Source organism: Pseudomonas sp. GWSMS-1, from assembly GCF_049847425.1.
Lineage (GTDB): Bacteria > Pseudomonadota > Gammaproteobacteria > Pseudomonadales > Pseudomonadaceae > Aquipseudomonas.
The window spans coordinates 3,452,239-3,477,749 of sequence record NZ_JBMHHV010000005.1 but is presented as its reverse complement, the minus strand read 5'-3'; the positions used below and the strand labels follow the sequence as shown (position 1 = coordinate 3,477,749).

28 protein-coding genes and 1 pseudogene are annotated in these 25,511 nt (G+C 60.4%); 9 read left to right on the top strand and 20 right to left on the bottom strand.

The features are described from left to right. Window positions 1-27: 27 nt before the first annotated feature. The 4 genes from ACEPAJ_RS19890 (at window position 28) to ACEPAJ_RS19875 (ending at window position 4,454) form a co-directional block, all read left to right on the top strand. Window positions 28-822, top strand: coding sequence for a thiazole synthase (locus ACEPAJ_RS19890; protein ID WP_425917275.1), 795 nt, complete (start codon window positions 28-30; stop codon window positions 820-822). Between the two features lie 163 nt (window positions 823-985). Further along, the gene (gene trmB / locus ACEPAJ_RS19885; RefSeq protein WP_425917273.1) at window positions 986-1,705 is read left to right on the top strand and encodes a tRNA (guanosine(46)-N7)-methyltransferase TrmB; all 720 of its coding nucleotides are present in this window, start codon (window positions 986-988) and stop codon (window positions 1,703-1,705) included. A gap of 180 nt (window positions 1,706-1,885) precedes the next feature. Further along, a complete protein-coding gene (locus tag ACEPAJ_RS19880) occupies window positions 1,886-3,229 on the top strand; it encodes a DUF1329 domain-containing protein (RefSeq protein WP_425917271.1) in 1,344 nt (447 codons plus the stop codon). A gap of 148 nt (window positions 3,230-3,377) precedes the next feature. Beyond that, window positions 3,378-4,454: an NAD(P)-dependent alcohol dehydrogenase gene (locus ACEPAJ_RS19875; protein ID WP_425917269.1), complete on the top strand. Its 1,077-nt coding sequence runs from the start codon at window positions 3,378-3,380 to the stop codon at window positions 4,452-4,454. Between the two features lie 33 nt (window positions 4,455-4,487). Here ACEPAJ_RS19875 and ACEPAJ_RS19870 read toward each other — a convergent pair whose 3' ends face one another. The 11 genes and pseudogenes from ACEPAJ_RS19870 to ACEPAJ_RS19820 form a co-directional block, all read right to left on the bottom strand. Next, a complete protein-coding gene (locus tag ACEPAJ_RS19870) occupies window positions 4,488-4,811 on the bottom strand; it encodes a DUF3392 domain-containing protein (protein WP_274089202.1) in 324 nt (107 codons plus the stop codon). Between the two features lie 31 nt (window positions 4,812-4,842). After that, a complete protein-coding gene (gene hemW, locus ACEPAJ_RS19865) occupies window positions 4,843-6,003 on the bottom strand; it encodes a radical SAM family heme chaperone HemW (RefSeq protein ID WP_274089203.1) in 1,161 nt (386 codons plus the stop codon). Beyond that, a complete protein-coding gene (rdgB, locus tag ACEPAJ_RS19860; RefSeq protein ID WP_322949064.1) occupies window positions 6,000-6,596 on the bottom strand; it encodes an RdgB/HAM1 family non-canonical purine NTP pyrophosphatase in 597 nt (198 codons plus the stop codon). The genes hemW and rdgB overlap by 4 nt, the downstream gene beginning before the upstream one ends. After that, window positions 6,593-7,012, bottom strand: coding sequence for a DUF4426 domain-containing protein (locus ACEPAJ_RS19855; protein ID WP_322949063.1), 420 nt, complete (start codon window positions 7,010-7,012; stop codon window positions 6,593-6,595). Before ACEPAJ_RS19855 ends, rdgB begins: the two co-directional genes overlap by 4 nt. Window positions 7,013-7,068: 56 nt before the next feature. Beyond that, complete coding sequence (gene metW, locus ACEPAJ_RS19850; RefSeq protein WP_322949062.1) at window positions 7,069-7,668, bottom strand: methionine biosynthesis protein MetW; 600 nt, start codon at window positions 7,666-7,668, stop codon at window positions 7,069-7,071. A 2-nt stretch (window positions 7,669-7,670) separates the two neighbouring features. After that, window positions 7,671-8,810 carry a homoserine O-succinyltransferase MetX gene (gene metX / locus ACEPAJ_RS19845; protein ID WP_274089207.1) on the bottom strand — a complete coding sequence of 380 codons (1,140 nt, stop codon included), beginning with the start codon at window positions 8,808-8,810 and terminating at the stop codon, window positions 7,671-7,673. 107 nt (window positions 8,811-8,917) lie between these two features. Continuing rightward, window positions 8,918-10,899, bottom strand: a pseudogene (locus tag ACEPAJ_RS19840) (dynamin family protein). 229 nt (window positions 10,900-11,128) lie between these two features. Beyond that, window positions 11,129-11,425, bottom strand: a complete 297-nt coding sequence (locus tag ACEPAJ_RS19835; protein WP_090240445.1) for a DUF167 family protein — start codon at window positions 11,423-11,425, stop codon at window positions 11,129-11,131. Window positions 11,426-11,432: 7 nt separating this feature from the next. Then, window positions 11,433-12,023 carry a YggT family protein gene (locus ACEPAJ_RS19830; protein WP_274089210.1) on the bottom strand — a complete coding sequence of 197 codons (591 nt, stop codon included), beginning with the start codon at window positions 12,021-12,023 and terminating at the stop codon, window positions 11,433-11,435. Window positions 12,024-12,032: 9 nt separating this feature from the next. Next, window positions 12,033-12,851: a pyrroline-5-carboxylate reductase gene (proC, locus tag ACEPAJ_RS19825; protein ID WP_425917264.1), complete on the bottom strand. Its 819-nt coding sequence runs from the start codon at window positions 12,849-12,851 to the stop codon at window positions 12,033-12,035. A gap of 36 nt (window positions 12,852-12,887) precedes the next feature. Further along, on the bottom strand, window positions 12,888-13,574 hold the full coding sequence (locus tag ACEPAJ_RS19820; protein WP_274089212.1) for a YggS family pyridoxal phosphate-dependent enzyme: 687 nt from the start codon (window positions 13,572-13,574) through the stop codon (window positions 12,888-12,890). Window positions 13,575-13,637: 63 nt separating this feature from the next. On the opposite strand from ACEPAJ_RS19820, the gene ACEPAJ_RS19815 reads away from it, so the two are divergent. Then, window positions 13,638-14,672 (top strand): type IV pilus twitching motility protein PilT, encoded by a 1,035-nt coding sequence (locus ACEPAJ_RS19815; protein WP_322949057.1) that lies wholly within the window; start codon window positions 13,638-13,640, stop codon window positions 14,670-14,672. Window positions 14,673-14,779: 107 nt separating this feature from the next. After that, window positions 14,780-15,925: a PilT/PilU family type 4a pilus ATPase gene (locus ACEPAJ_RS19810; RefSeq protein WP_425917261.1), complete on the top strand. Its 1,146-nt coding sequence runs from the start codon at window positions 14,780-14,782 to the stop codon at window positions 15,923-15,925. Here the strand turns inward: ACEPAJ_RS19810 and ACEPAJ_RS19805 are convergent. Both ACEPAJ_RS19805 and ACEPAJ_RS19800 read right to left on the bottom strand, forming a co-directional pair. After that, a complete protein-coding gene (locus tag ACEPAJ_RS19805; RefSeq protein ID WP_425917260.1) occupies window positions 15,891-16,769 on the bottom strand; it encodes a TIGR03915 family putative DNA repair protein in 879 nt (292 codons plus the stop codon). The two genes, ACEPAJ_RS19810 and ACEPAJ_RS19805, sit on opposite strands and share 35 nt — an antisense overlap. Then, window positions 16,769-17,980 carry a putative DNA modification/repair radical SAM protein gene (locus tag ACEPAJ_RS19800; RefSeq protein ID WP_274089215.1) on the bottom strand — a complete coding sequence of 404 codons (1,212 nt, stop codon included), beginning with the start codon at window positions 17,978-17,980 and terminating at the stop codon, window positions 16,769-16,771. Before ACEPAJ_RS19800 ends, ACEPAJ_RS19805 begins: the two co-directional genes overlap by 1 nt. A 157-nt stretch (window positions 17,981-18,137) precedes the next feature. On the opposite strand from ACEPAJ_RS19800, the gene ACEPAJ_RS19795 reads away from it, so the two are divergent. Next, window positions 18,138-18,536 (top strand): TM2 domain-containing protein, encoded by a 399-nt coding sequence (locus ACEPAJ_RS19795; protein ID WP_311089592.1) that lies wholly within the window; start codon window positions 18,138-18,140, stop codon window positions 18,534-18,536. Window positions 18,537-18,589: 53 nt separating this feature from the next. Here the strand turns inward: ACEPAJ_RS19795 and ACEPAJ_RS19790 are convergent, their stop codons facing one another. From ACEPAJ_RS19790 to gshB, 7 genes are all read right to left on the bottom strand, one after another. Further along, complete coding sequence (locus tag ACEPAJ_RS19790) at window positions 18,590-19,861, bottom strand: dihydroorotase (protein ID WP_425917257.1); 1,272 nt, start codon at window positions 19,859-19,861, stop codon at window positions 18,590-18,592. After that, window positions 19,861-20,871, bottom strand: coding sequence for an aspartate carbamoyltransferase catalytic subunit (locus ACEPAJ_RS19785; RefSeq protein ID WP_274089218.1), 1,011 nt, complete (start codon window positions 20,869-20,871; stop codon window positions 19,861-19,863). The genes ACEPAJ_RS19790 and ACEPAJ_RS19785 overlap by 1 nt, the downstream gene beginning before the upstream one ends. 10 nt (window positions 20,872-20,881) lie before the next feature. Continuing rightward, entirely contained in the window at window positions 20,882-21,388 is a 507-nt protein-coding gene (pyrR, locus tag ACEPAJ_RS19780; protein ID WP_425917254.1) for a bifunctional pyr operon transcriptional regulator/uracil phosphoribosyltransferase PyrR, read from the bottom strand. Between the two features lie 31 nt (window positions 21,389-21,419). Next, a complete protein-coding gene (gene ruvX / locus ACEPAJ_RS19775; RefSeq protein ID WP_425917252.1) occupies window positions 21,420-21,863 on the bottom strand; it encodes a Holliday junction resolvase RuvX in 444 nt (147 codons plus the stop codon). Then, window positions 21,863-22,432: a YqgE/AlgH family protein gene (locus tag ACEPAJ_RS19770; protein WP_425917250.1), complete on the bottom strand. Its 570-nt coding sequence runs from the start codon at window positions 22,430-22,432 to the stop codon at window positions 21,863-21,865. The genes ruvX and ACEPAJ_RS19770 overlap by 1 nt, the downstream gene beginning before the upstream one ends. Window positions 22,433-22,516: 84 nt before the next feature. After that, window positions 22,517-23,413, bottom strand: coding sequence for an energy transducer TonB (locus tag ACEPAJ_RS19765; protein ID WP_274089222.1), 897 nt, complete (start codon window positions 23,411-23,413; stop codon window positions 22,517-22,519). A 56-nt stretch (window positions 23,414-23,469) separates the two neighbouring features. Further along, window positions 23,470-24,432, bottom strand: coding sequence for a glutathione synthase (gshB, locus tag ACEPAJ_RS19760; protein WP_274089223.1), 963 nt, complete (start codon window positions 24,430-24,432; stop codon window positions 23,470-23,472). 238 nt (window positions 24,433-24,670) lie between these two features. Here gshB and pilG point away from each other — a divergent pair, with 238 nt between their 5' ends. Together pilG and pilH are read left to right on the top strand one after the other, a co-directional pair. After that, window positions 24,671-25,078: a twitching motility response regulator PilG gene (gene pilG, locus ACEPAJ_RS19755; protein WP_090446514.1), complete on the top strand. Its 408-nt coding sequence runs from the start codon at window positions 24,671-24,673 to the stop codon at window positions 25,076-25,078. Window positions 25,079-25,124: 46 nt separating this feature from the next. Then, window positions 25,125-25,490: a twitching motility response regulator PilH gene (gene pilH, locus ACEPAJ_RS19750; RefSeq protein ID WP_090250086.1), complete on the top strand. Its 366-nt coding sequence runs from the start codon at window positions 25,125-25,127 to the stop codon at window positions 25,488-25,490. Window positions 25,491-25,511: the final 21 nt, after the last annotated feature.

The window sequence follows — 25,511 nt, the reverse complement described above, 5'->3', positions numbered from 1 at the left end:
TGCCCGCCCATTTCAAGAGGATTACCCATGAGCCACGTTCCCAACGACAAACCCTTTACCCTGGCTGGCCGTACCTACCAGTCGCGCTTGCTGGTCGGTACCGGCAAGTACAAAGGCCTCGAAGAAACCCGTCTGGCCATTGAAGCCTCGGGTGCCGAGATCGTTACCGTTGCGGTGCGCCGTACCAATATCGGGCAGAACCCGGGCGAGCCGAACCTGTTGGATGTGATCAGCCCCGAGCGCTACACCATCCTGCCAAACACTGCCGGTTGTTACGACGCCGTTGAGGCGGTGCGCACATGCCGTCTGGCCCGTGAGCTGCTCGACGGCCATAAGCTGGTCAAGCTGGAAGTGCTGGCCGACCAGAAGACCCTGTTCCCTAACGTGATCGAAACCCTCAAGGCCGCCGAAGTGCTGGTCAAGGACGGTTTCGACGTGATGGTGTACACCAGCGATGACCCGATCATCGCCCGCGAACTGGCGGCCATGGGCTGCATCGCGGTCATGCCGTTGGCCGGCCTGATTGGCACCGGTCTGGGCATCTGCAACCCCTACAACCTGCGCATCATCCTCGAAGAAGCCACGGTGCCGGTGCTGGTCGATGCCGGCGTGGGCACGGCTTCGGATGCCACCATCGCCATGGAGCTGGGCTGCGAGGCAGTATTGATGAACAGCGCGATTGCCCATGCACAAAACCCGATTCTGATGGGCGAGGCGATGAAGCACGCCATCATCGCCGGGCGTATGGCCTATCTGGCCGGACGCATGCCGAAGAAACTCTATGCCAGCGCTTCGTCGCCGCTGGACGGCCTGATCAAGTAAGAGCGCGTTTACGCTTTGCTGCGCTTCGGCCCTGCTGCGTTAAAAACAGGCTCGGAATGCTCATTTACAACTCGTAAACTCCGCTTCCTCGCCTGTTTTTGCCTTGCATGGCTCTAGCTCGCGAAATCATAAAAGCACTCTAAAAGCACTTTAAGAGCACAGCATGACTGACTTGCCACAACAGCCCGAGCCGGCTGAAGACACTTCCAAGCACCGCGCGATCAAAAGTTTTGTCATGCGTGCCGGGCGCATGACTGAAGGGCAGCAGCGCGGCCTCGATCAAGGCTGGCCGAAATTCGGCCTGCAACTGGAGGATGGCCTGCGCGACTTCGACCAGCTGTTTGGTCGCAGTGCGCCGCGCACGTTCGAGATCGGCTTTGGCATGGGCCACTCGACCCTGGAAATGGCCGCTGCAGCGCCTGAGCAGGACTTTATCGGGGTTGAGGTGCACCGTCCCGGTGTTGGTGCGTTGCTCAACGGCCTGATGACGCAAAACCTCAACAACATGCGCGTGTACAGCTGCGATGCCATGGAAGTGCTGCGTGACTGTGTGGCTGATGCCAGCCTTGACCGCGTGCTGCTGTTCTTCCCGGACCCATGGCACAAGGCCAAACATAACAAGCGTCGGATCGTCCAGCCGGCGTTTGCCGAACTGGTGCGGCAAAAGCTCAAGGTCGGCGGTGTGCTGCACATGGCCACCGATTGGCAGCCCTATGCCGAGTACATGCTCGAGGTGATGAGTGCCGCCCCCGGCTATCAGAACCTGGCTGAAGATGGCCAGTATGTGCCGCGCCCGACAGAGCGCCCGACCACCAAATTTGAACGCCGCGGCGAGCGCCTTGGGCATGGCGTGTGGGACTTGAAGTTCCAACGCATCAGCTGACTTCCCCGCGCTGCAGCGACAGTGCCGCAAGACCATAAGCCAAGGATGATTGCACTAGATCGGAATAATCCGGCATTCGCCAGGACGGCTCCTCACTAAGACAGCACTTACACCTGGGCAGGATTGCCCGAGCCATAACAACAGCAGCCCTGCCACTGGCCAGGCTGCGAGGAGATCGCTGTGTTGAGAGTATTTACAATTCTGCTACTGGCAGCCTGCACGCTGCAGGCGCAAGCCAAGGTCGACAGTGCCCAGGCCGCCCGCCTGGGCCAGGACCTGACCCCGCTGGGTGGTGAGCGCGCAGGTAATGCCGCTGGCACTATTCCGGCTTGGAGCGGTGGCTTGGCGCAACCGCCGGCCAACTACCAGTCGGGCATGCATCATCCCGATCCTTTCAGCGGCGACCCCGTGCTGTACCAGGTCAACAGTCAGAACCTGGCGCAATATCAGGCGCTGCTGCCGGCTGGGTTGCAGGCGTTGTTGGAAAAGAACCCCGAGTACTTCCTGCGGGTGTTTCCGACCCGTCGCAGTGCCGCCGCACCACAGCGCATCTATGACGCCACGCGTTTCAACGCGCAGGCTGCCGAGCTGATTTCCGGCGGTAATGGGGTCGATGGTGTGGCGGCCGGCATTCCTTTCCCTCTGCCGAAAACTGGCCAGGAAGCCATCTGGAACCACATCATGCGTTACCGTGGCGACCAGATCAGCTTTGTCACCAACCAGGCGGCCGTGCTGTCTAACGGTGCCTACAACCTGCTCAAGCTGGAACGTGATATTTACTTCCTCTACGGTCGTGAAGGCGTCACGCCGCAGGACCTGGATAACACCCTGTTCTACTACAAGTACAAGGTCGTCGCTCCGGCCAAGCTATCTGGCTCGGCACTGGTGGTGCAAGAAACCCTCGATCAGGTGCTGGCGATCCGCAAGGCCTGGCGCTTCAACCGTGGCGAGCGCCGCGTGCGCCGCTTGCCGATGCTGGCCTATGACACCCTGCAGCCCGACACCAACGGCATGGCCACTGCCGACGTGGTCGACGCCTACAACGGTGCGCCGGACCGCTACGAGTGGACGCTGGTCGGCAAGCAAGAAAAACTGGTGCCGTACAACAGCTATGCCGTCCACCAGAAGGGCATCCCCTACGACAATATCCTGCGGCGCAACACCGTTAACCCTGACCTGTTGCGTTACGAGTTGCACCGCGTGTGGATAGTCGACGCCCAGCTGCGTAAAGGCTTCAGCCATCCGTACGCCAAGCGCCGTTTCTATATCGACGAGGACAGCTGGCAGGTGCTTGCCGTCGACTTGTATGACAAGAGCGGTGAGCTGAGTGGCGTGCAGGAAAGCCACCCGATCAGCTACTACAACATGCCGATGTTCGGCAGCACCTTGGAAACCATCTACGACTTCAAAGGCGAGCGTTACTTCGTCGACGGGATGGATAACAACGAGCCGATGTACAACTTCAACGCCAAGCTGACGCCGCGCGATTTCACCCCACAAGCGCTGCGCCGCGAAGGTAACTAAGCCGACGCCCTGGCAATAGCGCAAAGCCGCCCTTGTTGGGCGGCTTTTTTATGCCTGGCAGAAAGCCGGGTGTTGATGCACGGCAGCTCGGGTTTGCTGTACCTGGACTACAGTGATTTCTCCTTACAGGCGGTAATGGAGAACGTTCATGAGCATGATGAAAGCAGCAGTGTTTATCGAACCTGGGCGCATCGAATTGGTGGATAAGCCGATTCCGCCGGTCGGCGCTAACGACGCCTTGGTGCGCATTACCACCACTACTATTTGCGGCACTGATGTGCACATCCTCAAGGGCGCGTATCCGGTCGCCAGGGGCCTGACCATTGGCCATGAGCCCGTCGGTATCATTGAGAAGCTGGGCAGTAATGTGCAGGGCTATACAGAAGGCCAGCGGGTGATTGCCGGTGCTATTTGCCCGAGCTTTACCTCGTATGCATGCCAGGATGGCGTCCCCTCGCAGGATGGCGGTTGCGCCTGCCACGGTTATAAACCCATGGGCGGCTGGCGGTTTGGCAACACAATCGACGGCACTCAGGCCGAGTATGTGCTGGTGCCTGACGCGCAGGCCAACCTGGCGCCGGTGCCTGATGGGTTGACCGATGAACAGGTGCTGATGTGTCCGGACATCATGTCCACCGGCTTTGCCGGGGCCGAGGCGGCGAATATCAAGATTGGCGACGTGGTGGTGGTGTTTGCCCAGGGCCCCATCGGCCTGTGCGCCACGGCTGGGGCCAAGCTGCGCGGTGCCAGTACCATCATTGCCGTCGACGGTGTCGATAAGCGCCTGCAAATCGCCCACAAGATGGGCGCGGATGTCACCCTCAATTTCAATCAGGTCGATGTGGTTGAGGAGATCCTGCGCCTGACCGGTGGGCGCGGCGTGGATGTGGCGATCGAGGCGCTTGGCCTGCAATCCACCTTCGAGAATGCCCTGCGGGTGCTTAAACCCGGCGGGACCTTGTCCAGCCTGGGCGTTTACTCAACCGATCTGGTGATTCCGCTGAGCGCCTTTCATGCCGGCCTGGGTGATAACAAAATCATCACCTCGCTGTGCCCGGGCGGCAAAGAGCGCATGCGCCGCTTGCTGAGCGTGGTGGCCTCGGGGCGGGTTGATCTCGGCGCGCTGGTCACCCACGAGTACCCGCTGGATGACATCGTCGCGGCTTACGAACTGTTCAGCCATCAGCGTGATGGCGTGCTCAAGGTGGCGATCAAACCGTTTTGACGCGTTGCCCCGTCAGCCCAGGCTGGTGGGGCGTCAGTTACGGTCGGCCAGGATGCCGATGATAAAGAACACCAGGATCAGTATTGGCGCCAGGGTGAAGTTGTTGAAGAAGCCCAGGCCCTTGGCCAGGTACGGCGTGGCGAAGATGATCAGCAGGCCGTAGCCGACGGCACAGAGCAGCACGAAGATCAGCGTGCGCAAGATGAAGTTCATGCTGCTGGTATTACGTTGCACCCAGGCATTGATGCCGGGTCCAAATAGCACCAGCAGGGTGGCCATGATGGTCAGTGAAATGTCGTAGAGGTGGCTGCGGCTCCAGCGTGACAGGGTAACGATCAGGTCAAGTAGCAGGTCCATCAAGGTTTCCTTAGCCGTGTGGGCGCATGCGTTAGGGTAGAAAGTGTTGCAGCAGGTCATTGAGAAACAGCTGGCCTTCGCGGGTGGCGCTTAGGCGCGCGGGGTCGCTGTGGAGCAGGCCGCGCTGCTGAGCTTCAAGGCGTGCCGCTGCGAGTTGGCTCAGCGGCAGGCCGGTGCGCTGAGTGAACAGTTCGCTGGCGACGCCGTCGGTGAGGCGCAGCACATTCATCAGAAACTCGAAGGGCAGCTCCTCGGCACTCAGCACCCGTTCGCCCGCATTGAAGCGTTTACTGCTGTCCAGGTAGTCCTTGGGCAGGCGGGTTTTCCAGCTGCGGCTGATGCGCCCGTCCGGGCTGCTCAGCTTGGCGTGAGCGCCGGCGCCGATGCCGAGAAAGTCGCCAAAGGTCCAGTAATTCAGGTTGTGCCGCGCCGCCTTGCCGGCCTGGGCATAAGCCGAGACTTCATACTGCGCGTAGCCTTCGGCGGCCAGCAGGGCCTGGCCGGCTTCCTGAATGTCCCAGAGAATGTCGTCTTCGGGCATCACCGGCGGCTGGTTCCAGAACACTGTATTGGGCTCAACCGTCAGCTGATACCAGGACAGGTGCGTCGGCTGCTGGGCGATGGCGATGCGCAAGTCACCCAGCGCGTCCTCGATGGACTGGTCCGGCAGGCCGTGCATCAGGTCCAGATTGAAATTATCGAAACCAGCGGCGCGGGCCATGTCGGCAGCGTGCACGGCTTCATCGCCATCGTGGATGCGCCCTAGGGCGATCAGCTTGGGTGCCTGGAAGCTCTGCACGCCAATCGACAGGCGATTGATGCCCAGGCTGCGGTAGTCGCGAAATTTGGCTTGCTCGAAGGTGCCGGGGTTGGCTTCCAGGGTGATTTCAATGTCCGGTGCAAACGCCACGCGCTGCTCGACGCCTTGCAGCAAGCGCCCCAGCGCCTTGGCTGAAAACAGGCTGGGGGTGCCGCCGCCGAAGAAAATCGAGGTCAGCGGCCGGCCATGTACCTGCGCCAAATCGGCTTCAAGGTCAGCCAGAAGGGCATCAACATAGGCCTCTTCCGGCAAGTTTGGCCCGGCGGTGTGGGAGTTGAAGTCGCAATACGGACACTTCTTCACGCACCAGGGGATGTGTATATAGAGCGCCAGTGGCGGCAGTTCGAAGCCGCCGCCGGAGGTGTGGCTCATGCCAGCCCCAGCCGTTGTTTCAGCAGGGCCATGGCGCGGGCGCGGTGGCTGATCTGGTTTTTCTCGGCGGCCGGCAACTCGGCGCTGGAGCAGTCGCGTTCGGGCACCCAGAACAGCGGGTCATAGCCGAAGCCTTCCACACCTTGCGCCGCGTGGAGGATGCGCCCGTGCCAGAGGCCTTCGCAGATGATCGGCAGCGGGTCGTCGGCATGCCGCACCAGCGCCAGGCAGCAAACGAACTGCGCGCCGCGTTCGGCATCCGGCACGGCCTTCATCACCTCGAGCAGCTTGGCGTTATTCGCCGCATCGCCCTGGCCATCGGCATAGCGGGCTGAATAGATACCCGGCGCGCCGCCGAGAAAGTCCACCGCTAGCCCGGAATCGTCGGCCAAGGCCGATAAGCCGGAAACACGCGCCGCGTTACGCGCCTTGAGAATGGCGTTTTCGATAAACGATAGGCCGGTTTCTTCCGGCTCGATGGATGAGAACTCACCCACCGAGCGTACGCGCACACTGCTGCCAAGCATGGCTTGCAGCTCTTTGAGTTTGCCGGCGTTATGGCTGGCCAGCACCAATTCGTTGAAGTGGATCATCGGTCTGGGAAAAATTCCTGATTGAAGTCGACGCTGTGCGCTACGCCATCGGCCGCGCGAACAGTGATGGTGAAGCGCAGCATTTCTTGCTGAGTGAAGGGGAACTGCGCCAGGTAATAGATGGCTTCGCCTTCAGTCACCTGCTTGAAGGTCAGCGGCTGGCTGCGCCCGACCAAGTCTTTGACCTCACCGCTGACGCTGGCGTTGCTGGCCTTGCCGTCCTTGAGTACGGAAATGTTGACCACGCCCAGGGTTTTGCTGCGGATCAGGCCGTTGGCGGCGGCAATGTCTGGCTGCAGGAAGCTGGAGTTGAAGGCAATGTAGTGCACATCCAAATCGCCAAAGCTCTGCTTGCGTTCAGCGAGCGCAGGCAGACTTAGGCACAGGGCGATAAACAACAGGGCAATGCGATGCATGGGGAATCTCCTGATTCAATCTGAACAACAGCCCGTTCAGCGGTTGGCGTTTACGCCTAGAGTGTTGCGCCGCTAATCCGGTAAATGCCGATTTCACCTAATAGATTAGGCCAGATACGACTGGCCCAGCCGTGCCGATGGTCGCGATCCACAGCCAGGCGGTCTTTGATTTTGGCGCCCTGGTCGTGGCACAGGTTTTCGAAGTCTTCGAAGGTGCAGAAGTGGATGTTCGGCGTGTTGAACCAGGTGTACGGCAAAAAGTCCGACACCGGCATGCGGCCCTTGCTGGTGAGGTACCAGCGGCAGCGCCAGTGGGCGAAGTTGGGGAAGGTAATGATGCAGGTTTTGCCGACCCGGAGCATTTCCGCCAACACCTTGTCGGGGTAGTGCAGGGCTTGCAGCGACTGGGTCATCACCACCACGTCGAAACTGCTGCTGGCGAAGTTGCTCAGGCCTTTATCGAGGTTTTGCTCGATCACGTTAACGCCCTTGCTGACGCACTGGGCGATGTTGTCCGCATCGATTTCCAGGCCGTAGCCGCTAACCTGCTTGTGCTCGGTCAGCCAGGCGAGCAACTCGCCGTTGCCGCAACCGAGGTCCAGCACGCGACTGCCGGCGGGAATCCACTCTTGGATGATTTCGAGATCCGCGCGCATGACTACACCTTAATCCGTTTCATATAACTGTCGAACGCCTGCAGGTAGCGCGGAATGGGGATCAGGAAGGCGTCGTGGCCCTGCGGCGCGTCAATTTCCAGGTAGCAGACGTTCTTGCGTGCGGCGGTCAGGGCGTCGACGATCTCGCGCGAGCGCGCCGGCGAAAAGCGCCAGTCAGTGGTGAAGGACATCACACAGAAGTCGGCGCTGACCCCGGCCAAGGTTTTGGCCAGGTCGCCATCGTGCTGAGCCGCCGGGTCGAAGTAATCGAGCGCCTTGGTCATCAGCAGGTAGGTGTTGGCATCGAAGCGCGTGGAGAACTCTTCGCCCTGATAGCGTAGGTAGCTTTCCACCTGGAACTCGACACTGTGGAAGTCGTAGTTGAGCTTCTCACTCTTCAGTCCACGGCCGAATTTCTCGCCCATGGCGTCGTCCGACAGGTAGGTGATGTGGCCGACCATGCGCGCCAGCATCAAGCCGCGCTTGGGGATCACGCCTTGTTCCTGGAAGTGCCCGCCATGAAATTGCGGGTCGGTGAGGATCGCCTGGCGCGCGACTTCGTTGAAGGCGATGTTTTGCGCCGACAACTTGGGTGCCGAGGCAATGGCCAGGCAGTGGCGCACGCGCTCGGGGTAGCTGATGGTCCACTGCATGGCTTGCATGCCACCGAGGCTGCCGCCAACCACCGCGGCCCATTGCTGGATGCCGAGGCTGTCGGCCAGGCGCGCCTGGCTGTGCACCCAGTCTTCCACGGTCATCACCGGAAAGTCCGCGCCAAACGGCTTGCCGGTGGCCGGGTTAAGGCTGCTGGGGCCGGTAGAACCGTTGCAGCCGCCGAGATTATTCAGGCTGACCACAAAGAACTTATTGGTATCGATAGGTTTGCCGGGGCCGATGCAACTGTCCCACCAGCCGGGCTTGCGGTCATCCACGCTGTGGTAGCCCGCGGCGTGATGATGGCCGGACAGAGCATGGCAGATCAATACGGCGTTACTGGCCGTGGCGTTGAGCTCGCCATAAGTTTCGAAGATCAGCTGATAGTCAGCCAGGCTGCGCCCGCAAGCCAGCGCCAGAGGTTCTGCGAAGTGCAGTACTTGCGGAGTGACCAGGCCAACAGAGTCTTGGGGGAAAACAATCGACATCGACCCTGCTCGCAATAAAGGAAGAGCCGCAGTCTAAAGAGCGCCGCCCCGTGCGGCAAGCACGCGGGGCGGCGGGTGTATGGCGGATAAGGCGCTGTTGGCTGCGGTTATTCGCCCATGCTCTGCGGCCGGCTAAGCCCTGGCAGGCTGACCACCTTAGCCTGCCGTTGCGCGGGGCCGGGCGGCGCAGAATGCGCAACATGTCGCTGGCCTGCGCCAGTTGCTGCTCCAGCTCGGCGCTGTACCGCGCTAATTGCTGGCCGCGCTGGCGTGCTTGTTGGGTTTCCTGCGCCAGGGCCTTGAGCCGCAGCATGTGGGTTTCCAGCAGTTGTTTGTGTTCCAGGGTGTGCTGCATCAAGGGCATTAGCGCATCGTTGGCCCACTGCTCGGCGTCTTGGCGCATGCGTTGATGCAAGCCGATGACTTCCTGCACCAGGGTGGCGAAGAAGCGTTTGCTCAGGCTGCGCTGTTCGGTCAGCAGGGTTTTCAGCTGCAGGCGGAACTGGTCGGCTTTGCGCTGCTGCTGTTCGAGTTCACGCTTGTAGCGGTTGACGTTGAACTGCGGGGCGTCGACGCCATGCAGTGGGTTTTCCTCGTTGTGCCGCCGGTAGATGGCGGCCACCATGGTGTTGGCCATCTCAGCTTCCTGGCTCAGGTTGTGCAGGTCCTGCTCCACGCTGCGGAAGAAATCCAGGATCGCCTGGTTGATGCCCAGGGTGGTCCAGCTGCCAGTGAGGTCCCGGCGTACGGTGTTGAGGTGTTCATCCAGGCGCTCGCTGCGTGAAGCATGGCGTAGCAAGTCGCCCTGGCGCTTGAGCAGGCGCTGGTTGGTTTTAAGGCCAAGTAGACGTTTGTGGTGCTGGCTGTGGTCGTCCTTGGTCTTAGCGGTCAGCTCAAAGAGCATCTGGCCATTGTCGTGCTGGTGGTTACTCAGCAGTGCCTGCTGCTCGTTGACCTTCTCCAGGCGCAGGTTGAGCAGGTGTTGGCTGTTCTGCAGCAGGGCCATTACCTGAAAGACCACACGGTCTTCGAGCAGGCGCTCTTTCTGCGCGATGATGCGCTCGCACAGCAGGTTTTCCAGGTTGCTTATCTGGCTGCGCGTCAGCAGGTCGGCGTCTTTGCGCACCTTGGCCAGCATGGCCTGTTTGGCCGACAACGGCAGTACGTCTTCAGGCCGGATGCCCAACTGCTTGGCAGTGTTGGTCTGAATGATGCGGATGGCGTTTTGCACAAAGCTCTCGCCCGCCAGGTCATCCCACAGCACGTCGATCTTATTCAGCACGGCGAACAGGCAAGTCTGGGTGTCTTCGTCTAGCTGGCGGATGTGCTGCTGCCACACGGCCATGTCGCTGGCGGTGACGCCGGTGTCGGCGGACAGCAGAAAGATGATCGCCTGGGCGTTGGGCAGCATCGACAGAGTCAGTTCCGGCTCGCTGCCGAGGGCATTCAGGCCGGGAGTGTCGAGGATGCGCAAGCCCTGACGCAGCAGCGGATGGTCGAAGTTGACCATGGCATGGCGCCAGGCCGGCACCAGCACTTCGCCCGGGCGGTGGGTGCTTTCCAGCATGTCCGGGTGAAAGCCCAGGGCTATGGCTTGCTCAACCGGCATGGGCTTGCTGCGGGCCACTTGATTAAAGGCCTGGACCATGTTGTCCGGGTCGCTGAGGTCCAGGGTGATATTCACCCAGTGGCGAGGAGCGCGCTTGAACTGCGCGATGCTGGCTTCGGACACCCGTGTTTCGATGGGCAGCAAGCGAATATATGAGCGTTCCGACTGCGGGTCGAAGAACAGCTCAGTGGGGCACATGGTGGTGCGCCCGGCCTGGGACGGCAGCATGCGCTGGCCATAGGACGAGAAGAACAGGCTGTTGATTAACTCGGTTTTACCGCGCGAGAACTCGCCGACAAATGCCAGGGTAATGTGGTCGGTGCGCAGCAGTTTCAGCGCCCGTTCAAGCTTGCCTTCTACGGCCTCGGAGTTCAGTCGATTGCTCACCAGCCAGCTGCGGTAGCGGGTGATTTCGCGCATCAACTCGCGCTTCCAGGTGACGTAGGCGTCGACCTGCTCACTGAGACGTTGCATGCTCATCCTTGGCTTTCCTCTAGTTGGTTCATCCATTGTGGGGCGGTTGTGTCGCCCGGATGAAACCGTGCACCGATTCAACGATGCCGCGCCTCAGGCTGGCGTGGCCGGCAATGTTTTAACACCTATGGAGTGGCGTCAGGCCCACCCAATCCATGAATAGGCCTGTCGGGCATTATGCGGGTCGCAGCTGTGGCGTCAATTGCATGCCGTCGCACGCCCGCCTTATGGTCGCTCAGGATGGCTGAATGGTTAGTTCGAGTGCGTCAGGTAGTTGCTGCGGCTGTTTGATCCGCACGCGTTTTTGCCGACTCTGCTGGCCGCTTTCCAGGCTGACCTGGCTTTTACTGACGGCCAAGGCGCTGGCCAGAAAGGCCAGCAGGTGGGCGTTGGCTTTGCCGTCTACGGGCGGTGCGGTGAGGCGAATCTTCAAACGATCACCATGCAGCCCGGCGAACTCGTCACGGCTCGCCTTGGGCTGCAGATGGCATTCAAGGATCAGGTCGTTGCCGTCCCAGCGGAAATGACTCATCTGTCGGTTAGATCGCCAGGCTCAAGCCTTTGAGCATGCCGGTCATGATCGCCAGATTGCGGATCACCATCATGTCGATCAGGTTGAGAATTAAGAACGCCACGATCGGCGACAGATCCAGCCCACCCATGCTTGGCAGGATGCGACGAATCGGCGACAGCAAGGGCTCGCATATTTGGTTGACCAAGCCTACCGCGGGGTTTTGGCTGCCTTGTGCGACCCAGGAGAGAATCACGCTGATGATCAAGGCAAAGAAGAACACCTTGAGGAACAGCGCGGTGACGCCAATGATCGACCAGACCAGCAGCTGCACAGGGTTATCCAGGCCATAGCCGAGCAGCATCAGGGTCAGTGCCATCAGCACCAGCTGCACCAGAATCGCTAACACCAGCGACGCCAGGTCCAGCCCGGCCAGGCTGGGGATGACCTTGCGCAGGGGTTTTAGCAGCGGGTGAGTGGCGCGCACGATAAATTGGCTGAGCGGATTGTAGAAGTCCGCACGAACCAATTGCAGGATAAAGCGCAGCAAGACGATCAGCAGGTACAGGCTGCCAATGGTTTGCAGGATATAAACAGCGGCGGTGTTGAGTCCGATCATTTTCGTTCCTTATTGGCCCAGTTGTTCGGCCAGCTCGGCAGAACGGTGGGCGGCAGCGTTAAGTGCTTTTTCGACCAATGCTTCGAAACCATCGGCCTGGAAACTCTTGATGGCGGCTTCGGTGGTGCCGGCAGGCGAGGTGACGCGGCGGCGCAGCTCGCTGGCATCGACATCGCTGGCCACGGCCATGCGCGCCGCCCCAAGGGCGGTGTGCAGGGTCAGTTGGGCGGCGGTATCACGCGGCAGGCCGAGCTTTTCGCCGGCAGCGGTCATGGCCTCGATCAGCAGGAAGAAGTAGGCCGGGCCGCTACCCGATACGGCCGTAACGGCGTCGATCTGCTCTTCTTTATCCAGCCACAGGGCCAGGCCTACGGCGCTGAGCAGCTGTTCGGCCTGCTGGCGCTGGTTTGGTGAGACCTGGGCGTTGCTATACAGGCCGCTGACGCCTTGGCGCAGCAAGGCTGGGGTGTTGGGCATGCAGCGCACGATGGCGCGTGGGCCGAGCCAGTTTTCCAGGCTGGCGCAGCTGATGCCGGCGGCAATGGAAACCACCAGCTGCTGCTCGCCGACATGCGCGGCGAGGTCCAGGCAGACATCTTTCATGACTTGCGGCTTTACCGAGAGCACGATGATGTCGGCATCTTTGATCGCGTCGGCGTTGGCGGCGAAGGTTTCGATGCCATGCTCGGTGCTGATTTTACTGCGCTGTTCGGCTCCACGGTCACTGGCGCGAATGGCGCTGGCGTCGATGCCTTGCGCGCGCAGACCGCCGATCAAACTAGCGGCCATATTGCCTGCGCCGATAAAGGCAATGCGGGGAGTGGTCATAACGGGTTTCCTCAATAAGGCTCAAGACAAGTTCAATCAGGTCTTGCTGTAATCACGTGCGCCGAACAGTGCAGTGCCAATGCGCACCCAGGTTGCACCTTCGGCAATGGCCGCTTCCAGGTCATGGCTCATGCCCATGGACAAAGTGTCGAGGCCCAGGTTCAGGCCTTGCTGCAGTTCGCGCAAACGGGCGAAGGCGGCGCGTTGTTCAATGGGGTCGTCAGTGGGCTCGGGAATGGTCATCAATCCGCGCAGGCGCAGGTTGGGCAGTTGTGTAACCGCTTGTGCCAGGGCCGGGAGTTCATCGGGGTGGCAGCCGGACTTGCTGGCTTCACCGCTGACATTGACCTGCAGGCAGATATTCAGCGCCGGCAAGTGTGCCGGTCGCTGCGCCGACAGCCGTTCGGCGATTTTCAGGCGGTCCACCGAATGTACCCAGCTGAAGTGCTCGGCAATGGCCTTGGTTTTGTTCGACTGGATCGGGCCAATGAAGTGCCAGGTCAGTGGCAGGTCATACAGCTCTGCCTTTTTATCCAGCGCTTCCTGCAGGTAGTTCTCGCCGAAGTCCTGGGCGCCGGCGGCAAATGCTTCACGCACCGCCGCAGCCGGTTTGGTTTTGCTCACCGCGAGCAGGCCGATAGACCCACAATCTCGCTGTGAGGCTTGCGCCGCCTCACGTATGCGCACTCCGACCTTTGCAATATTCTCTGCTATCGTGGACATTACTCGCGCCCGCCGCCTGGGTTTTGCGGCATTCTACCTGCTTGTTTGTCATTAGGGAGTCCCATGGATATCACTGAATTGCTGGCCTTCAGCGCCAAGCAAGGTGCATCGGACCTGCACCTCTCCGCTGGCCTGCCTCCGATGATTCGGGTTGACGGTGATGTCCGCCGGATCAACTTGCCTGCGCTGGACCATAAACAAGTGCATGCGCTGATCTACGACATCATGAACGACAAGCAGCGTAAGGATTTCGAGGAGTTCCTCGAGACCGACTTTTCCTTCGAAGTGCCGGGTGTGGCGCGTTTCCGGGTTAACGCCTTCAACCAGAACCGCGGTTCTGGTGCGGTATTCCGGACGATTCCGTCGAAAGTGCTGAGCATGGAAGACCTCGGCATGGGTGAGATCTTCCGTAAGATTTCCGATGTGCCGCGTGGGCTGGTGTTGGTCACCGGGCCCACGGGCTCCGGTAAGTCGACCACCCTGGCGGCGATGCTCGACTATATAAACAGCAACAAGTACCACCACATCCTTACGGTCGAAGACCCGATAGAATTTGTGCATGAGTCGAAAAAGTGCCTGATCAACCAACGTGAGGTGCACCGCGACACCCTCGGCTTCTCCGAGGCCCTGCGCTCGGCGCTGCGCGAAGACCCGGACATTATCCTGGTTGGCGAGATGCGTGACCTGGAAACCATCCGCCTGGCCCTGACCGCCGCGGAAACCGGCCACCTGGTCTTCGGCACCCTGCACACCACCTCGGCGGCCAAGACCATCGACCGCGTGGTAGACGTATTCCCGGCCGAAGAGAAGTCCATGGTCCGCTCCATGCTCTCCGAGTCCTTGCAGTCGGTGATCTCGCAGACCCTGCTGAAGAAAGTTGGCGGCGGTCGCGTGGCAGCCCACGAAATCATGATTGGCACCCCGGCCATCCGTAACCTGATTCGTGAGGACAAGGTCGCGCAGATGTACTCGGCTATTCAGACTGGTGGTTCGCTGGGCATGCAGACCCTGGATTCCTGCCTGAAGACTCTAGTTTCCAAGGGCATCGTCAGCCGTGAAGCGGCGCGCGAGAAGGCCAAGACCCCGGAAAACTTCTAAATCGACAGCGCTTGGCAGGCTGTCGCCTGTCGGGTTCAGCCCAGCGGCAATACACGCGCCTGCCGCTGGCGCTTGCATAACCGCGTGATGCACATGGGCGAACAAAGATGGAATTCGAAAAACTGCTGCGCCTGATGGTCGAAAAGGGCGGCTCTGACCTGTTTATTACCGCTGGTGTGCCGCCGTCGATGAAGGTCAACGGCAAGATTATGCCGATCACCAAGACGCCCATGTCGCCTGAGCAGACCCGTGAAACCGTGCATGCGGTGATGAACGAACAACAGCGCCGCGACTTTACCGAGAATCACGAGTGCAACTTCGCCATCAGCGCTCGTGGTATTGGCCGTTTCCGCGTCAGTGCCTTTTACCAGCGTAATCTGGCCGGCATGGTGTTGCGCCGTATCGAAACCAATATCCCGACACTCGATGAGCTGAAACTGCCGGAGATTCTCAAGAAACTGGCACTGACCAAGCGCGGATTGGTGTTGTTTGTCGGTGCTACCGGTACCGGTAAATCGACCTCGCTGGCAGCGATGATTGGCTACCGCAACAAGAACAGCAGCGGCCATATCATCTCTATCGAAGACCCGATCGAATACATCCACCAGCATCAGAGCTGCATCGTTACTCAGCGCGAAGTGGGCATCGACACCGAATCTTTCGAAGTGGCGCTGAAGAACACTCTGCGTCAGGCACCGGATGTGATTCTGATCGGTGAGGTGCGCACCCGTGAAACCATGGACCATGCGGTAGCCTTCGCTGAAACGGGCCACTTGTGTCTGGCCACCTTGCACGCTAACAACGCTAACCAGGCGCTGGACCGGATCATCAACTTCTTCCCGGCGGACCGGCAGAATCAGGTGTGGATGGACTTGTCGCTGAACCTCAAGGCCATCGTTGCCCAGCAATTGATCCCGACCCCCGACGGCAAGGGTCGTCGCGCGGTGATCGAGGTGCTGATCAACACCCCGCTGGCCGCCGACCTGATCCGCAAGGGCGATGTGCACGAACTCAAAGCACTGATGAAGCGCTCCACCGAACAGGGCATGCAAACCTTCGATCAGGCGCTTTATACCCTCTATAGCCAGGGTGAGATCACCTACGAAGATGCGCTGCTATATGCGGATTCGGCCAACGACCTGCGTCTGATGATCAAGCTCGGTTCGGAAACCGATGGCGATCACCTGAGCAGCATGAGCCAGGGCTTGTCGCTGGAAGTCAGCGAGGATGATCCGGGTCGACGTTTTCGCTGACTTGCGGCACCTTTGCTGCGCTACGGCGAATGCTTTTGCCGGCCTGCTGGGCGACGGCGGCAGCCTGACCGTCGCGCTGTGCACCGGCGCGGGCCTGGCTCATGAGTTGGGGAATCAGCGGGCCTTCCGGCAGGTTTTTCCAGAAGCGCACCGGCAGGCTGTTCTCCAGCGCGCTGCGGTTTAGCCGCGCTGGATTAAAGGTGCTGCCGTAATAGGCCAGCCACAAGGCTTGCCCGTTATCTTCAGGCGTTTGCGCCAGGCGCTGCCACTCATCCGGGCAGGGGCGCTGATAGTGCAAATGCTGGCCATCCCAGTAGATGCCGTCATCTGGTGTAGCAATTAGCCAGGTGCTGCGGCCTAGGCGTTCCGCGAAGTGCTCGCTGGCGCTGTGCAGAATGTCATGGGCGGGTTCGTGCCAAGCCACCAGGTGCGGGCCTTCGGCATGTTCCGGGCGGGGATGAAAGCGCACAAATGCATGCAGGTGATGGGCTTCGCGGCGCACCGCTTTGAGTCGCTTATGCAGCTGGCTGCCGTCGATATCTCCGGGCAGCATGGCGGCGCGATCACCCTGGGCGACGCGCCAGAGAATTCGGTACAACAGGCTCCAGCGGTCCTCCACCCGAAAGCATGCCGCGCTCTGCAGCAGCGCGAGTAGTTGCCTGGGGATGCGCGGCGCCTCAGCTGCAGGCGTTGTATTTACTGGGCTGGGTGCTTGGTCAAACAGGCCGCCGCGGTCGCCGTCCCCCCGCCAGTTGACTTGATGCGGCGCCAGACCCTGGCGCAGCAGCGCGCGGGCCGTATCACGCCAGCCAGCAAAGCTGCCATCGAAATGCGCGCTGTGCATTACCACAGTGCCATCTGGGCCGGTGTTTCACTCAATTGCTGGCGCAAGAGCAGTGATTCGCGGCTGGCCTGCAGTGGCCGATAGTCTTGGGTGACGATAAACGGCTTGGCTTTTTCCAGGGCGCAGCGCAAACGCGTGAGGTCTTCAAAGCGGATACGTCGCTGGCGGCGCAGCGCGACCAAGCGTTTTGCGCTGAGTACGCCGATGCCGGGCACGCGGGCAATCATGGCGGGTTCGGCGCGGTTGAGGTCAACCGGGAAATGCTCGCGGTTGTTCAGTGCCCAGGCCAGTTTCGGGTCGATATCCAGCGCCAGATTACCGGGGCCGGTGAGCAGCTCGCTGGCCTCGAAACCATAACCGCGCATGAGGAAATCCGCCTGATACAGGCGATGTTCGCGAAGCAGCGGCGGCGCTTCGAAGGGCACGGTATTGGGGCTTTGCGGGATCGGGCTGAAGGCCGAGTAGTAAACGCGGCGCAGCCGGTAATTGTCATAAAGCGAGGCGGCGGTGTGCAGGATGGTGCTGTCATCGGTGGCGTCGGCGCCAATAATCATCTGTGTGCTTTGCCCGGCGGGTGCGAAGCGTGGCGCACGTACTTCAGTGCGGGCTTCGCTTTCACCCAGATGAATCGAGTGCATGGCCTGCTTGATGGTGCGCACCTGTTTCTCCGGTGCTAGGCGGACTAGGCTGGCCTCGGTGGGCAACTCGATGTTCACGCTGAGGCGGTCTGCATAGCGTCCGGCTTCGGCAATCAACAACGGGTCGGCGTCGGGAATGGTTTTGAGGTGGATATAGCCGCGAAACTCATGCTCTTCGCGCAGCAATTTAGCCACGCGGATGAGCTGCTCCATGGTGTAGTCGGCGGAGCGGATGATCCCGGAGCTGAGAAACAGCCCGCTGATGCAGTTGCGTTTATAGAAGTCGATAGTCAGGGTCACCACTTCTTCTGGGGTAAAGCGCGCGCGCGGCACGTCGCTGGAGCGGCGGTTAACGCAGTACTGGCAGTCATACAGACAGAAGTTGGTCAGCAGGATTTTCAGCAGGGCCACGCAGCGACCATCAGGGGTGAAGCTGTGGCATATACCCATGCCGCTGGTTGAGCCGATGCCGCTCTTGCCTTTTGAACTGCGTGTGGGCGCGCCGCTGCTGGCGCAGGACGCGTCATACTTGGCGGCGTCGGCGAGCACGGTGAGTTTCTCGATCAGCTGCATGGTAGTGCCTGAAATAGCTGTTTATGCATACAGTATTTAATAATCTTAGGCAGGCAGCAAGCGCTGCTTTTGCAGTCTGCTCAGCGGATTGCCCCGCTCGGCGAACCTTGCGTAGAGTGTGGCGTCAAAGCGTTATCAGCCATCAGGAGGCACGCATATGCAGCGACAGGACACGCACAGCAAACTCATCGGCTATTTGCTGTGGATTTTCGGCTTTCTCGGCGCACACCGTTTCTACTACGGCAAACCGGTCACCGGGACCATCTGGTTTTTCACCTTCGGCTTGCTGTTTATCGGCTGGATCGTTGACCTGTTTCTGATCCCGGCCATGGATCGAGAAGCGGATCTGCGTTTTACTGCCGGTGATACCGATTACAACGTGGCGTGGATTCTGTTGACCTTTCTCGGTATTTTCGGCGTGCACCGTATGTACCAAGGCAAGTGGATTACCGGGATCATTTACCTATTTACCGGCGGCCTGTTTCTGTTGGGCGTGCTGTATGACTTCTGGACATTGAATACCCAGGTGTCGATTAAAAACGCCGAACGCGGCTAAGGTCTTGATACGAAAAAGCCCGCCAATTGGCGGGCTTTTTCATGCTGCGCGGCTTACGCCTGGTAGCTGATGTGCCCATCAACCAGGGTGTAGCGCACCGCACCGGGTAGACAGTGGCCCATAAACGGGCAGTTACTGCCTTTTGAAAACCAGCTTTCTCCAGCCAGCGTCGATGCCTGTGGGTCGAACAGCAGCAGGTCGGCCGCAGCGCCGACCGTGAGCCGACCAAGCGGTAGGCCCAGCGCATCGGCCGGGCCGTTGCTTAGGCGTGCCAGTAGGGTCGGTAGGTCGAGCAAACCGTCTTGTACCAGGCTCATGGCCAATGGTAGAAGCAGTTGCACGCTGCTGATACCCGGCTCTGTCGCGCCGAACGGGGCCAGTTTGGCGTCGCGTTCGTGCGGCTGGTGGTGGCTGGCAATGGCGCTAATTACGCCGCTTTTTACCGCGGCACGCAGGCCGTCACGATCACGGGCGGTGCGCAGTGGCGGTTGCACGTGATACAGGCTGGAGAAGCCTTCCAGTGCTTCGTCGGTGAGAATCAGTTGGTACAGCGCCACATCGGCAGTCACTGGCAGGCCGCGGGCCTGCGCGTCGGCGATCAGCTGGGCGCCACGGGCGCTGGTCAGTTGACTGAAGTGCGCGCGTACACCGGTCTGCTCAACCAGCAGCAGATCGCGGGCCAGAGCCACGGTTTCCGCGCTTTCCGGAATGCCCGGTAGGCCGAGGAAGCTGGCCATTGCGCCTTCGTGGGCCAGGCCGCCTTCGGCGAGGTCATGGTCTTGCGAGTGGAAGACCACCGTCAGGTCGAAGGTGGCTGCATATTCCAGCGCGCGGCGCAGGGTACGGTTGTTGCGAAAGCTATCGAGGCCGTTGCCGAAGGCCACGCAACCGGCGTCACGTAGCGCGACCAGTTCGGCCAACTGCTCGCCTTCCAGGCCTTTGCTCAGGGCGCCAATCGGGAACACCTTGGTGTGCCCGGCTTCGCGAGCACGGTCAAGAATCAGCTCGGCCACCGCCGGGGTGTCCAGTACTGGCTTGGTAAAGGGCGGGCAGCACAGGCTGGTGACGCCGCCAGCGGCTGCCGCCAGAGTTTCCGTGGCGATGCTGCCTTTGCGGCTATAACCCGGCTCGCGCAGGGCGACGTTCAGATCGACCAGACCTGGGGCGGCCACAAGGCCTTGGGCATCGATGCTTTGCTCGACGACAAAGCCGGCTGGCGCCTGGCCAATGGCGACGATCTTGCCGCTTTCAATAAAGATATCGGCGAGCTGATCGAAGTGGTTGCTGGGGTCAATTACCCGGGCGCCGAGGATACGCATACGCATCAGTTCTGCTCCTCAGCGTCTTGATTGAGTTGGCGTTGGGCGTTCTGCCCGCTCATGGTCATGGACAGCACGGCCATGCGGATGGCGATGCCGTAGGTCACCTGATTGAGAATTACTGATTGCGGGCCATCGGCTACGGCCGATTCGATCTCAACCCCCCGGTTGATGGGGCCTGGGTGCATGACCAAGGCATCGGGTTTGGCCAATTTCAAGCGCTGCTCGGTGAGACCGAACAGGCGGTAGAACTCGCCCTCGCTGGGCAGCAGGCCGCCGCTCATGCGCTCACGTTGCAGGCGCAGCATGATCACCACGTCGACATCTTTGAGGCCTTTGGCCATGTCGCTGTACACGGTGACGCCGTATTGCTCGATGCCGACCGGTAGCAGGGTTTTCGGCGCGATCACGCGGATATCCGGGCAGCCGAGGGTCTTCAGCGCGAGCATGTTGGAGCGTGCCACCCGTGAGTGCAGGATGTCACCGACGATGGCCACCGAGAGGTTCTCGAAGCTGCCTTTGTGGCGGCGGATGGTCAGCATGTCGAGCATGCCCTGGGTCGGGTGCGCGTGGCGCCCGTCGCCGCCGTTGATAATCGCCAGGTTCGGGCACACGTGCTCGGCGATAAAGTGCGCTGCGCCGGAGTCCGCATGGCGCACGACAAAGATGTCGGCGGCCATGGCTTCGAGGTTGCGCAACGTGTCGAACAGGGTTTCGCCCTTGCTGGTCGAACTGGTCGATACGTTAAGGCTGATGACGTCAGCCGACAGGCGCTGAGCCGCCAGTTCGAAAGTGGTACGGGTGCGCGTGGAGTTCTCAAAGAACACGTTGCACACGGTCTTGCCGCGCAACAGCGGAACTTTTTTCACCGCACGGGCGCCGACTTCGAGGAAGGAGTCAGCGGTGTCGAGAATTTCGGTCAGCAGTTCGCGCGGCAGGCCATCGATGGAGAGGAAATGGCGCAGCTGGCCTTGGTCGTTAAGCTGCAGCGGGCGCTTGGCGGCTTGGGTCGTCATCGGGCGAGTCTCAGTTGGCAAGCGTCTGGAGTTCGAGGGTCAGGGGCGTGGGGCCGGATAATTTTACCCGTTGATCCACCGCCAGTGACAGGGTTGCACCGACTACATCCGGGCGGATCGGCAGTTCGCGGGCATTCAGGTCGAGCAGGCTGACCAGGGTCACGCTGGCCGGGCGGCCGTAGTCGAACAGTTCATTGAGTGCGGCGCGGATAGTGCGGCCGCTCATCAGTACATCGTCGATCAGCACCAGGTGCTGGCCTTCGATCTCGAACGGCAACTCGGACGGCTGCACCTGCGGGTGCAGTCCGTTCTGGGTGAAGTCGTCACGGTAGAAGGACACATCGAGAATGCCCAGCGCGTCCTGGCGGCCTAGAGCTTCAAGCAGCGCCTGGGCAACCCAGACGCCGCCGGTGCGGATGCCGATAAAGCGCGGCTCGCTGATCTGGCGCTGGTTCAGATGGCTGGTCAGGGCCGTGGCCATTTGCGGTAGCAATTCAGCGGGGTTGGGTAAGCTCATGGCAACACTCCAGATGCAATCTCAGTGGGGGTTAGCCCAGGCAATTTTCTTCAAGCCAACCTTGTAGCAGTAGGGCGGCAGCAAGCGCATCGACCGGGCGCTCACGGTAGCCGCTGCTCTGGCCTTGTTGCAGCCGCTGGCCCTTGGCTTCATAGGTGGTCAGGCGTTCGTCATGGGTGTGCACGGGCAGGTTGAAGCGGCCATTGAGGCGCCGGGCGAATTTCTCAGCGCGCTCGCTCATCTCGCTTTTTGTGCCGTCCATGTTCAGCGGCAGGCCGACGACGATGGCGTCTGGTTGCCACTCCTTAATCAGCGCTTCTACCTTCAGCCAGTCAGGTACGCCGTTTTGTGCCTTGAGGATGCACAGCTCACGAGCCTGACCGGTGATGACCTGTCCGACCGCAACGCCGATCTGTTTGCTGCCGTAATCGAAGCCCAGCAGCAGGCGCAGCGGCTTGGCCTTTGACTCGGCCATTAGGCGTGCCCAGCTTGTGAGGTAAGCAGGCTGAGATTGACGCCCAGGCGCGCGGCTGCGGCATTCAGGCGTTGGTCGAAGGGCAAGTCGAAAAGGATGGCGTTGTCGGCTGGGCAGGTTAACCAGGCATTGTCGGCCAGTTCTGCTTCGAGCTGGCCAGCCTCCCAGCCGGCGTAGCCGAGGGTGATCAGGTATTTGTCCGGGCCGCTGCCGTCGGCAATCGCAAACAGCACGTCCTGCGAGGTCGACAGGCTCAGCTCGCCCAGCTCTAGGGTGGCCTGAAACTGCGGGCCGCTGGGATGCAGCACAAAGCCGCGGTCAGTCTGCACCGGACCGCCGGTAAAGATCGGCAGGCTCTGGCACATCACGGGCGGCTCGTCATCTGGGCGCAGTTGTTCGAGTACATCGGCCAGGTTGAGGCCGTTGGGTTTGTTGATCACCAGGCCCATGGCGCCGAACTCGTTATGGTCGATCAGGTAGGTGACGGTCTGCGCGAAATGCGGATCGGCCATGTGCGGCATGGCAATCAGGAAATGGTGCTTGAGGTAGCTGGGGCTGGCGTCTTTCATGGGGGGTAGTTTGGAGCTTTGCGTGGCAAGCCTCAAGCCCATACGTTGAGCCGTGATGGTCCCTGGCTGGTTTTGCGTCGCTGCTCAGTTACTCGACAGGCGGTCGCCGCGGGCGAAGCGCCAGGTACGGATGATTTCCAGGCGGTCGACATCAGCCAGGTCTCCGGTGAACGGCGCGAACGGTGCGGCTAGGCGCACGATACGCAGTGCTGCCTGATCGAGCAGGCGCTGTCCGGAGGATTCCAGTACTTGCACTTCGTACAGCGTGCCATCGCGGTTGATCGATACCAGTAAGCGCAGGTTGCCGTAGATGCCCTGGCGGCGTGCTTCATCGGGGTAGTTGAGGTTGCCGACGCGCTCAACTTTTTTGCGCCACTCATCTTTATACCAGGCACCTTTGTCGCGCATGGTTGAGGCCGCGCTGATGCGATGGACCTTCGGGCGTTTGGCGTACTGCTGCACTTCCAAGGCCAGTTCAGCCTCTAGGCTGGCAATCTCCGACGACAGTTGAGCGCTGTCAAACACCGGCGCTGGTCGGGTTTGCGGCGTGGGCTTGGCTTCTTCGCGTTTGACCGGGGTTTTCTGTTGTTGCGGGGCGCGCGTGGCGACAGCTGCTTTAGGGGCTTGCTGGCGCACGGCGGGCTGTTGCGGCGCGGCGGGTGGGGTTACGCGCTTCACCTCGCTGTCCTGGAACAGCGCCTGCTCAGTGGTTTTCGGCGCGGCTTTGTGTTCCAGGGTGCCGCTGCCCTGTTGATTGTCCTGGGCGAGGAAGTCCGCCTCTTTAGGCTTTTCTTCGCTTTTGAAGGTGGAGAGGGTGATCTCCAGGGTTTTGCTGATCTGGCTGGGCTCGGCCAGGGTAAACCCCAGGCCAAGAATCAGTGCGGCATGCAGCGCGGCAGCGAGGAACAGGGTAAAGCCCAAGCGGTCCGCCGGCTGTACGCCGGCGCTGGGAAGTTCTGGGAGTTGGGCTGTTGCGTTCATTGCATGCCGGGTCTGCTCAGGTTGCCGCGCAGTCTGCCGAGGGTGCATGGAAAAGTCTATGAAGCACTGCGCGCATTGAGCTTCTCGGCAATTTTGTCCATCAGGCGCTCGCCGATACGTGTATCGAAGGCCGTATCGATCTCGCGGATGCAGGTCGGGCTGGTGACGTTGATCTCGGTCAGGTGTTCACCAATCACGTCCAGGCCGACGAACAGCAGGCCTTTCTCACGCAGGGTTGGCCCGACGGCGGCAGCGATTTCACGGTCGCGTTCGCTCAAAGGTCTGGCTTCGCCGCGGCCACCGGCGGCGAGGTTGCCACGGGTTTCGCCGGCCGCTGGAATCCGTGCCAGGCAATAAGGCACGGGTTCGCCGTCAATCATCAGGATGCGCTTGTCGCCATCCTTGATCGCCGGCAGATAGCCCTGAGCCATAATCTGCTGCTGGCCGTGATTGGTCAGGGTCTCGAGAATCACCGAAAGATTGGGATCGCCTTCGCGATGGCGAAATATCATCGATCCGCCCATGCCATCGAGTGGTTTGAGAATGATGTCACGCTGCTCTTTGGCAAACTCGCGCAGAATGTCGGCTCTACGGCTGACCACGGTCGGCGGGGTGTATTGGCTGAACTGGGTGGCAAAGTACTTTTCATTGCAGTCGCGCAGACTTTGCGGGCGGTTGACCACCAGCGTGCCGGCTTGCTCGGCTTGCTCCAGCAGGTAGGTGGAGTAGACGAACTCGTTGTCGAAGGGCGGATCCTTGCGCATCAGGATCACATCCAGCTCGCTTAGCGCGACATCCTGCTCACTGCCCAGCTCGAACCAGCGTTGCGGATCGTTGAATACCTTAAGCTCTGAAAGCCGAGCGCGTGCGACACCCTTGGCTTGGTAAAGATCTTTCTGTTCCATATAGAAGAGGGTCCAGCCGCGCGCTTGCGCGGCCAGTAACATGGCCAGCGAGCTGTCCTTCTTGAAGGCGATCTGGGCGATGGGATCCATGACAATGCCGAGGCGGACGCTCATGGCGGTGTTCTCCGTAAATGGTAGCGATTAGGGTGTGACTGGACGCGATATGGCGTCAGGGTGGCGTTGACAAGCCAGGTGGTCAAGGAAAAATCTTGGCCCAGCCGGCTTATAGATTGCATCTGGAGAGTGTGCTAAAAAGGCCCGACGATTGGGAGGTAGCCCGTCGGTGACAGGGTCTCAGGCGCACTGATATAACGCAAAAATAACGACTCACCGAGGCGATGGTAGGGCAAACATGGAACAGCATTCCGAGGGCTTGAGGGTGATGGTGATCGACGACTCGAAAACGATTCGTCGCACCGCGGAAACCCTGCTGAAAAAGGTGGGCTGCGAGGTAATTACCGCAGTTGACGGCTTCGATGCTTTGGCAAAGATCGCCGATACTCACCCAAATATCATTTTTGTCGACATTATGATGCCGCGACTCGATGGCTATCAGACCTGCGCCTTGATCAAGAACAACAGCGCTTTCAAATCCACCCCGGTGATCATGCTGTCTTCTAAAGATGGTTTGTTCGATAAAGCCAAAGGGCGCATCGTCGGCTCCGATCAATACCTGACCAAGCCCTTCAGCAAAGAAGAGCTGCTTGGGGCGATCAAGGCTCATGTGCCCGACTTTATTCCGGTGGAACAAGCGTCCTGACGCCGGCTGACCAGCTGCGCGTCTTTTTAAAGTATTGGGAAACACCATGGCTCGAATTCTGATTGTTGATGACTCGCCGACTGAAATGTACAAACTGACCGCCATGCTGGAAAAGCACGGTCATCAAGTACTTAAAGCGGAAAATGGCGCCGATGGCGTTGCCCTGGCACGCCAGGAAAAGCCGGATGCGGTGCTGATGGATATCGTTATGCCTGGCCTCAATGGCTTTCAGGCGACCCGCCAGCTGACCAAAGATGCCGACACCAGCCATATCCCGGTGATCATCGTCACCACCAAGGATCAAGAAACCGACAAGGTCTGGGGCAAGCGCCAGGGTGCGAAGGATTACCTGACCAAGCCGGTTGATGAAGACACCCTGGTTAAAACCTTGAATGCAGTATTGGCCGGTTAAACCGAGTCAGTCGGCAATTAA

Coding starts and splice junctions, on each gene's coding strand:
- ACEPAJ_RS19785 (WP_274089218.1), bottom strand. CDS start 20,871: ATGACGACCCAAGCCGCCAAGCGCCCGCTGCAGCTTAACGACCAAGGC.
- metX (WP_274089207.1), bottom strand. CDS start 8,810: ATGTCGATTGTTTTCCCCCAAGACTCTGTTGGCCTGGTCACTCCGCAA.
- ACEPAJ_RS19875 (WP_425917269.1), top strand. CDS start 3,378: ATGAGCATGATGAAAGCAGCAGTGTTTATCGAACCTGGGCGCATCGAA.
- ACEPAJ_RS19765 (WP_274089222.1), bottom strand. CDS start 23,413: ATGAACGCAACAGCCCAACTCCCAGAACTTCCCAGCGCCGGCGTACAG.
- rdgB (WP_322949064.1), bottom strand. CDS start 6,596: ATGATCCACTTCAACGAATTGGTGCTGGCCAGCCATAACGCCGGCAAA.
- ACEPAJ_RS19830 (WP_274089210.1), bottom strand. CDS start 12,023: ATGATCGGACTCAACACCGCCGCTGTTTATATCCTGCAAACCATTGGC.
- ACEPAJ_RS19770 (WP_425917250.1), bottom strand. CDS start 22,432: ATGAAAGACGCCAGCCCCAGCTACCTCAAGCACCATTTCCTGATTGCC.
- hemW (WP_274089203.1), bottom strand. CDS start 6,003: ATGAGCCACACCTCCGGCGGCGGCTTCGAACTGCCGCCACTGGCGCTC.
- ACEPAJ_RS19795 (WP_311089592.1), top strand. CDS start 18,138: ATGCAGCGACAGGACACGCACAGCAAACTCATCGGCTATTTGCTGTGG.
- ACEPAJ_RS19800 (WP_274089215.1), bottom strand. CDS start 17,980: ATGCAGCTGATCGAGAAACTCACCGTGCTCGCCGACGCCGCCAAGTAT.
- ruvX (WP_425917252.1), bottom strand. CDS start 21,863: ATGGCCGAGTCAAAGGCCAAGCCGCTGCGCCTGCTGCTGGGCTTCGAT.
- ACEPAJ_RS19890 (WP_425917275.1), top strand. CDS start 28: ATGAGCCACGTTCCCAACGACAAACCCTTTACCCTGGCTGGCCGTACC.
- metW (WP_322949062.1), bottom strand. CDS start 7,668: ATGCGCGCGGATCTCGAAATCATCCAAGAGTGGATTCCCGCCGGCAGT.
- ACEPAJ_RS19805 (WP_425917260.1), bottom strand. CDS start 16,769: ATGCACAGCGCGCATTTCGATGGCAGCTTTGCTGGCTGGCGTGATACG.
- ACEPAJ_RS19835 (WP_090240445.1), bottom strand. CDS start 11,425: ATGAGTCATTTCCGCTGGGACGGCAACGACCTGATCCTTGAATGCCAT.
- ACEPAJ_RS19870 (WP_274089202.1), bottom strand. CDS start 4,811: ATGGACCTGCTACTTGACCTGATCGTTACCCTGTCACGCTGGAGCCGC.
- ACEPAJ_RS19820 (WP_274089212.1), bottom strand. CDS start 13,574: ATGTCCACGATAGCAGAGAATATTGCAAAGGTCGGAGTGCGCATACGT.
- gshB (WP_274089223.1), bottom strand. CDS start 24,432: ATGAGCGTCCGCCTCGGCATTGTCATGGATCCCATCGCCCAGATCGCC.
- pyrR (WP_425917254.1), bottom strand. CDS start 21,388: ATGAGCTTACCCAACCCCGCTGAATTGCTACCGCAAATGGCCACGGCC.
- proC (WP_425917264.1), bottom strand. CDS start 12,851: ATGACCACTCCCCGCATTGCCTTTATCGGCGCAGGCAATATGGCCGCT.
- ACEPAJ_RS19815 (WP_322949057.1), top strand. CDS start 13,638: ATGGATATCACTGAATTGCTGGCCTTCAGCGCCAAGCAAGGTGCATCG.
- ACEPAJ_RS19810 (WP_425917261.1), top strand. CDS start 14,780: ATGGAATTCGAAAAACTGCTGCGCCTGATGGTCGAAAAGGGCGGCTCT.
- ACEPAJ_RS19855 (WP_322949063.1), bottom strand. CDS start 7,012: ATGCATCGCATTGCCCTGTTGTTTATCGCCCTGTGCCTAAGTCTGCCT.
- trmB (WP_425917273.1), top strand. CDS start 986: ATGACTGACTTGCCACAACAGCCCGAGCCGGCTGAAGACACTTCCAAG.
- pilH (WP_090250086.1), top strand. CDS start 25,125: ATGGCTCGAATTCTGATTGTTGATGACTCGCCGACTGAAATGTACAAA.
- pilG (WP_090446514.1), top strand. CDS start 24,671: ATGGAACAGCATTCCGAGGGCTTGAGGGTGATGGTGATCGACGACTCG.
- ACEPAJ_RS19790 (WP_425917257.1), bottom strand. CDS start 19,861: ATGCGTATGCGTATCCTCGGCGCCCGGGTAATTGACCCCAGCAACCAC.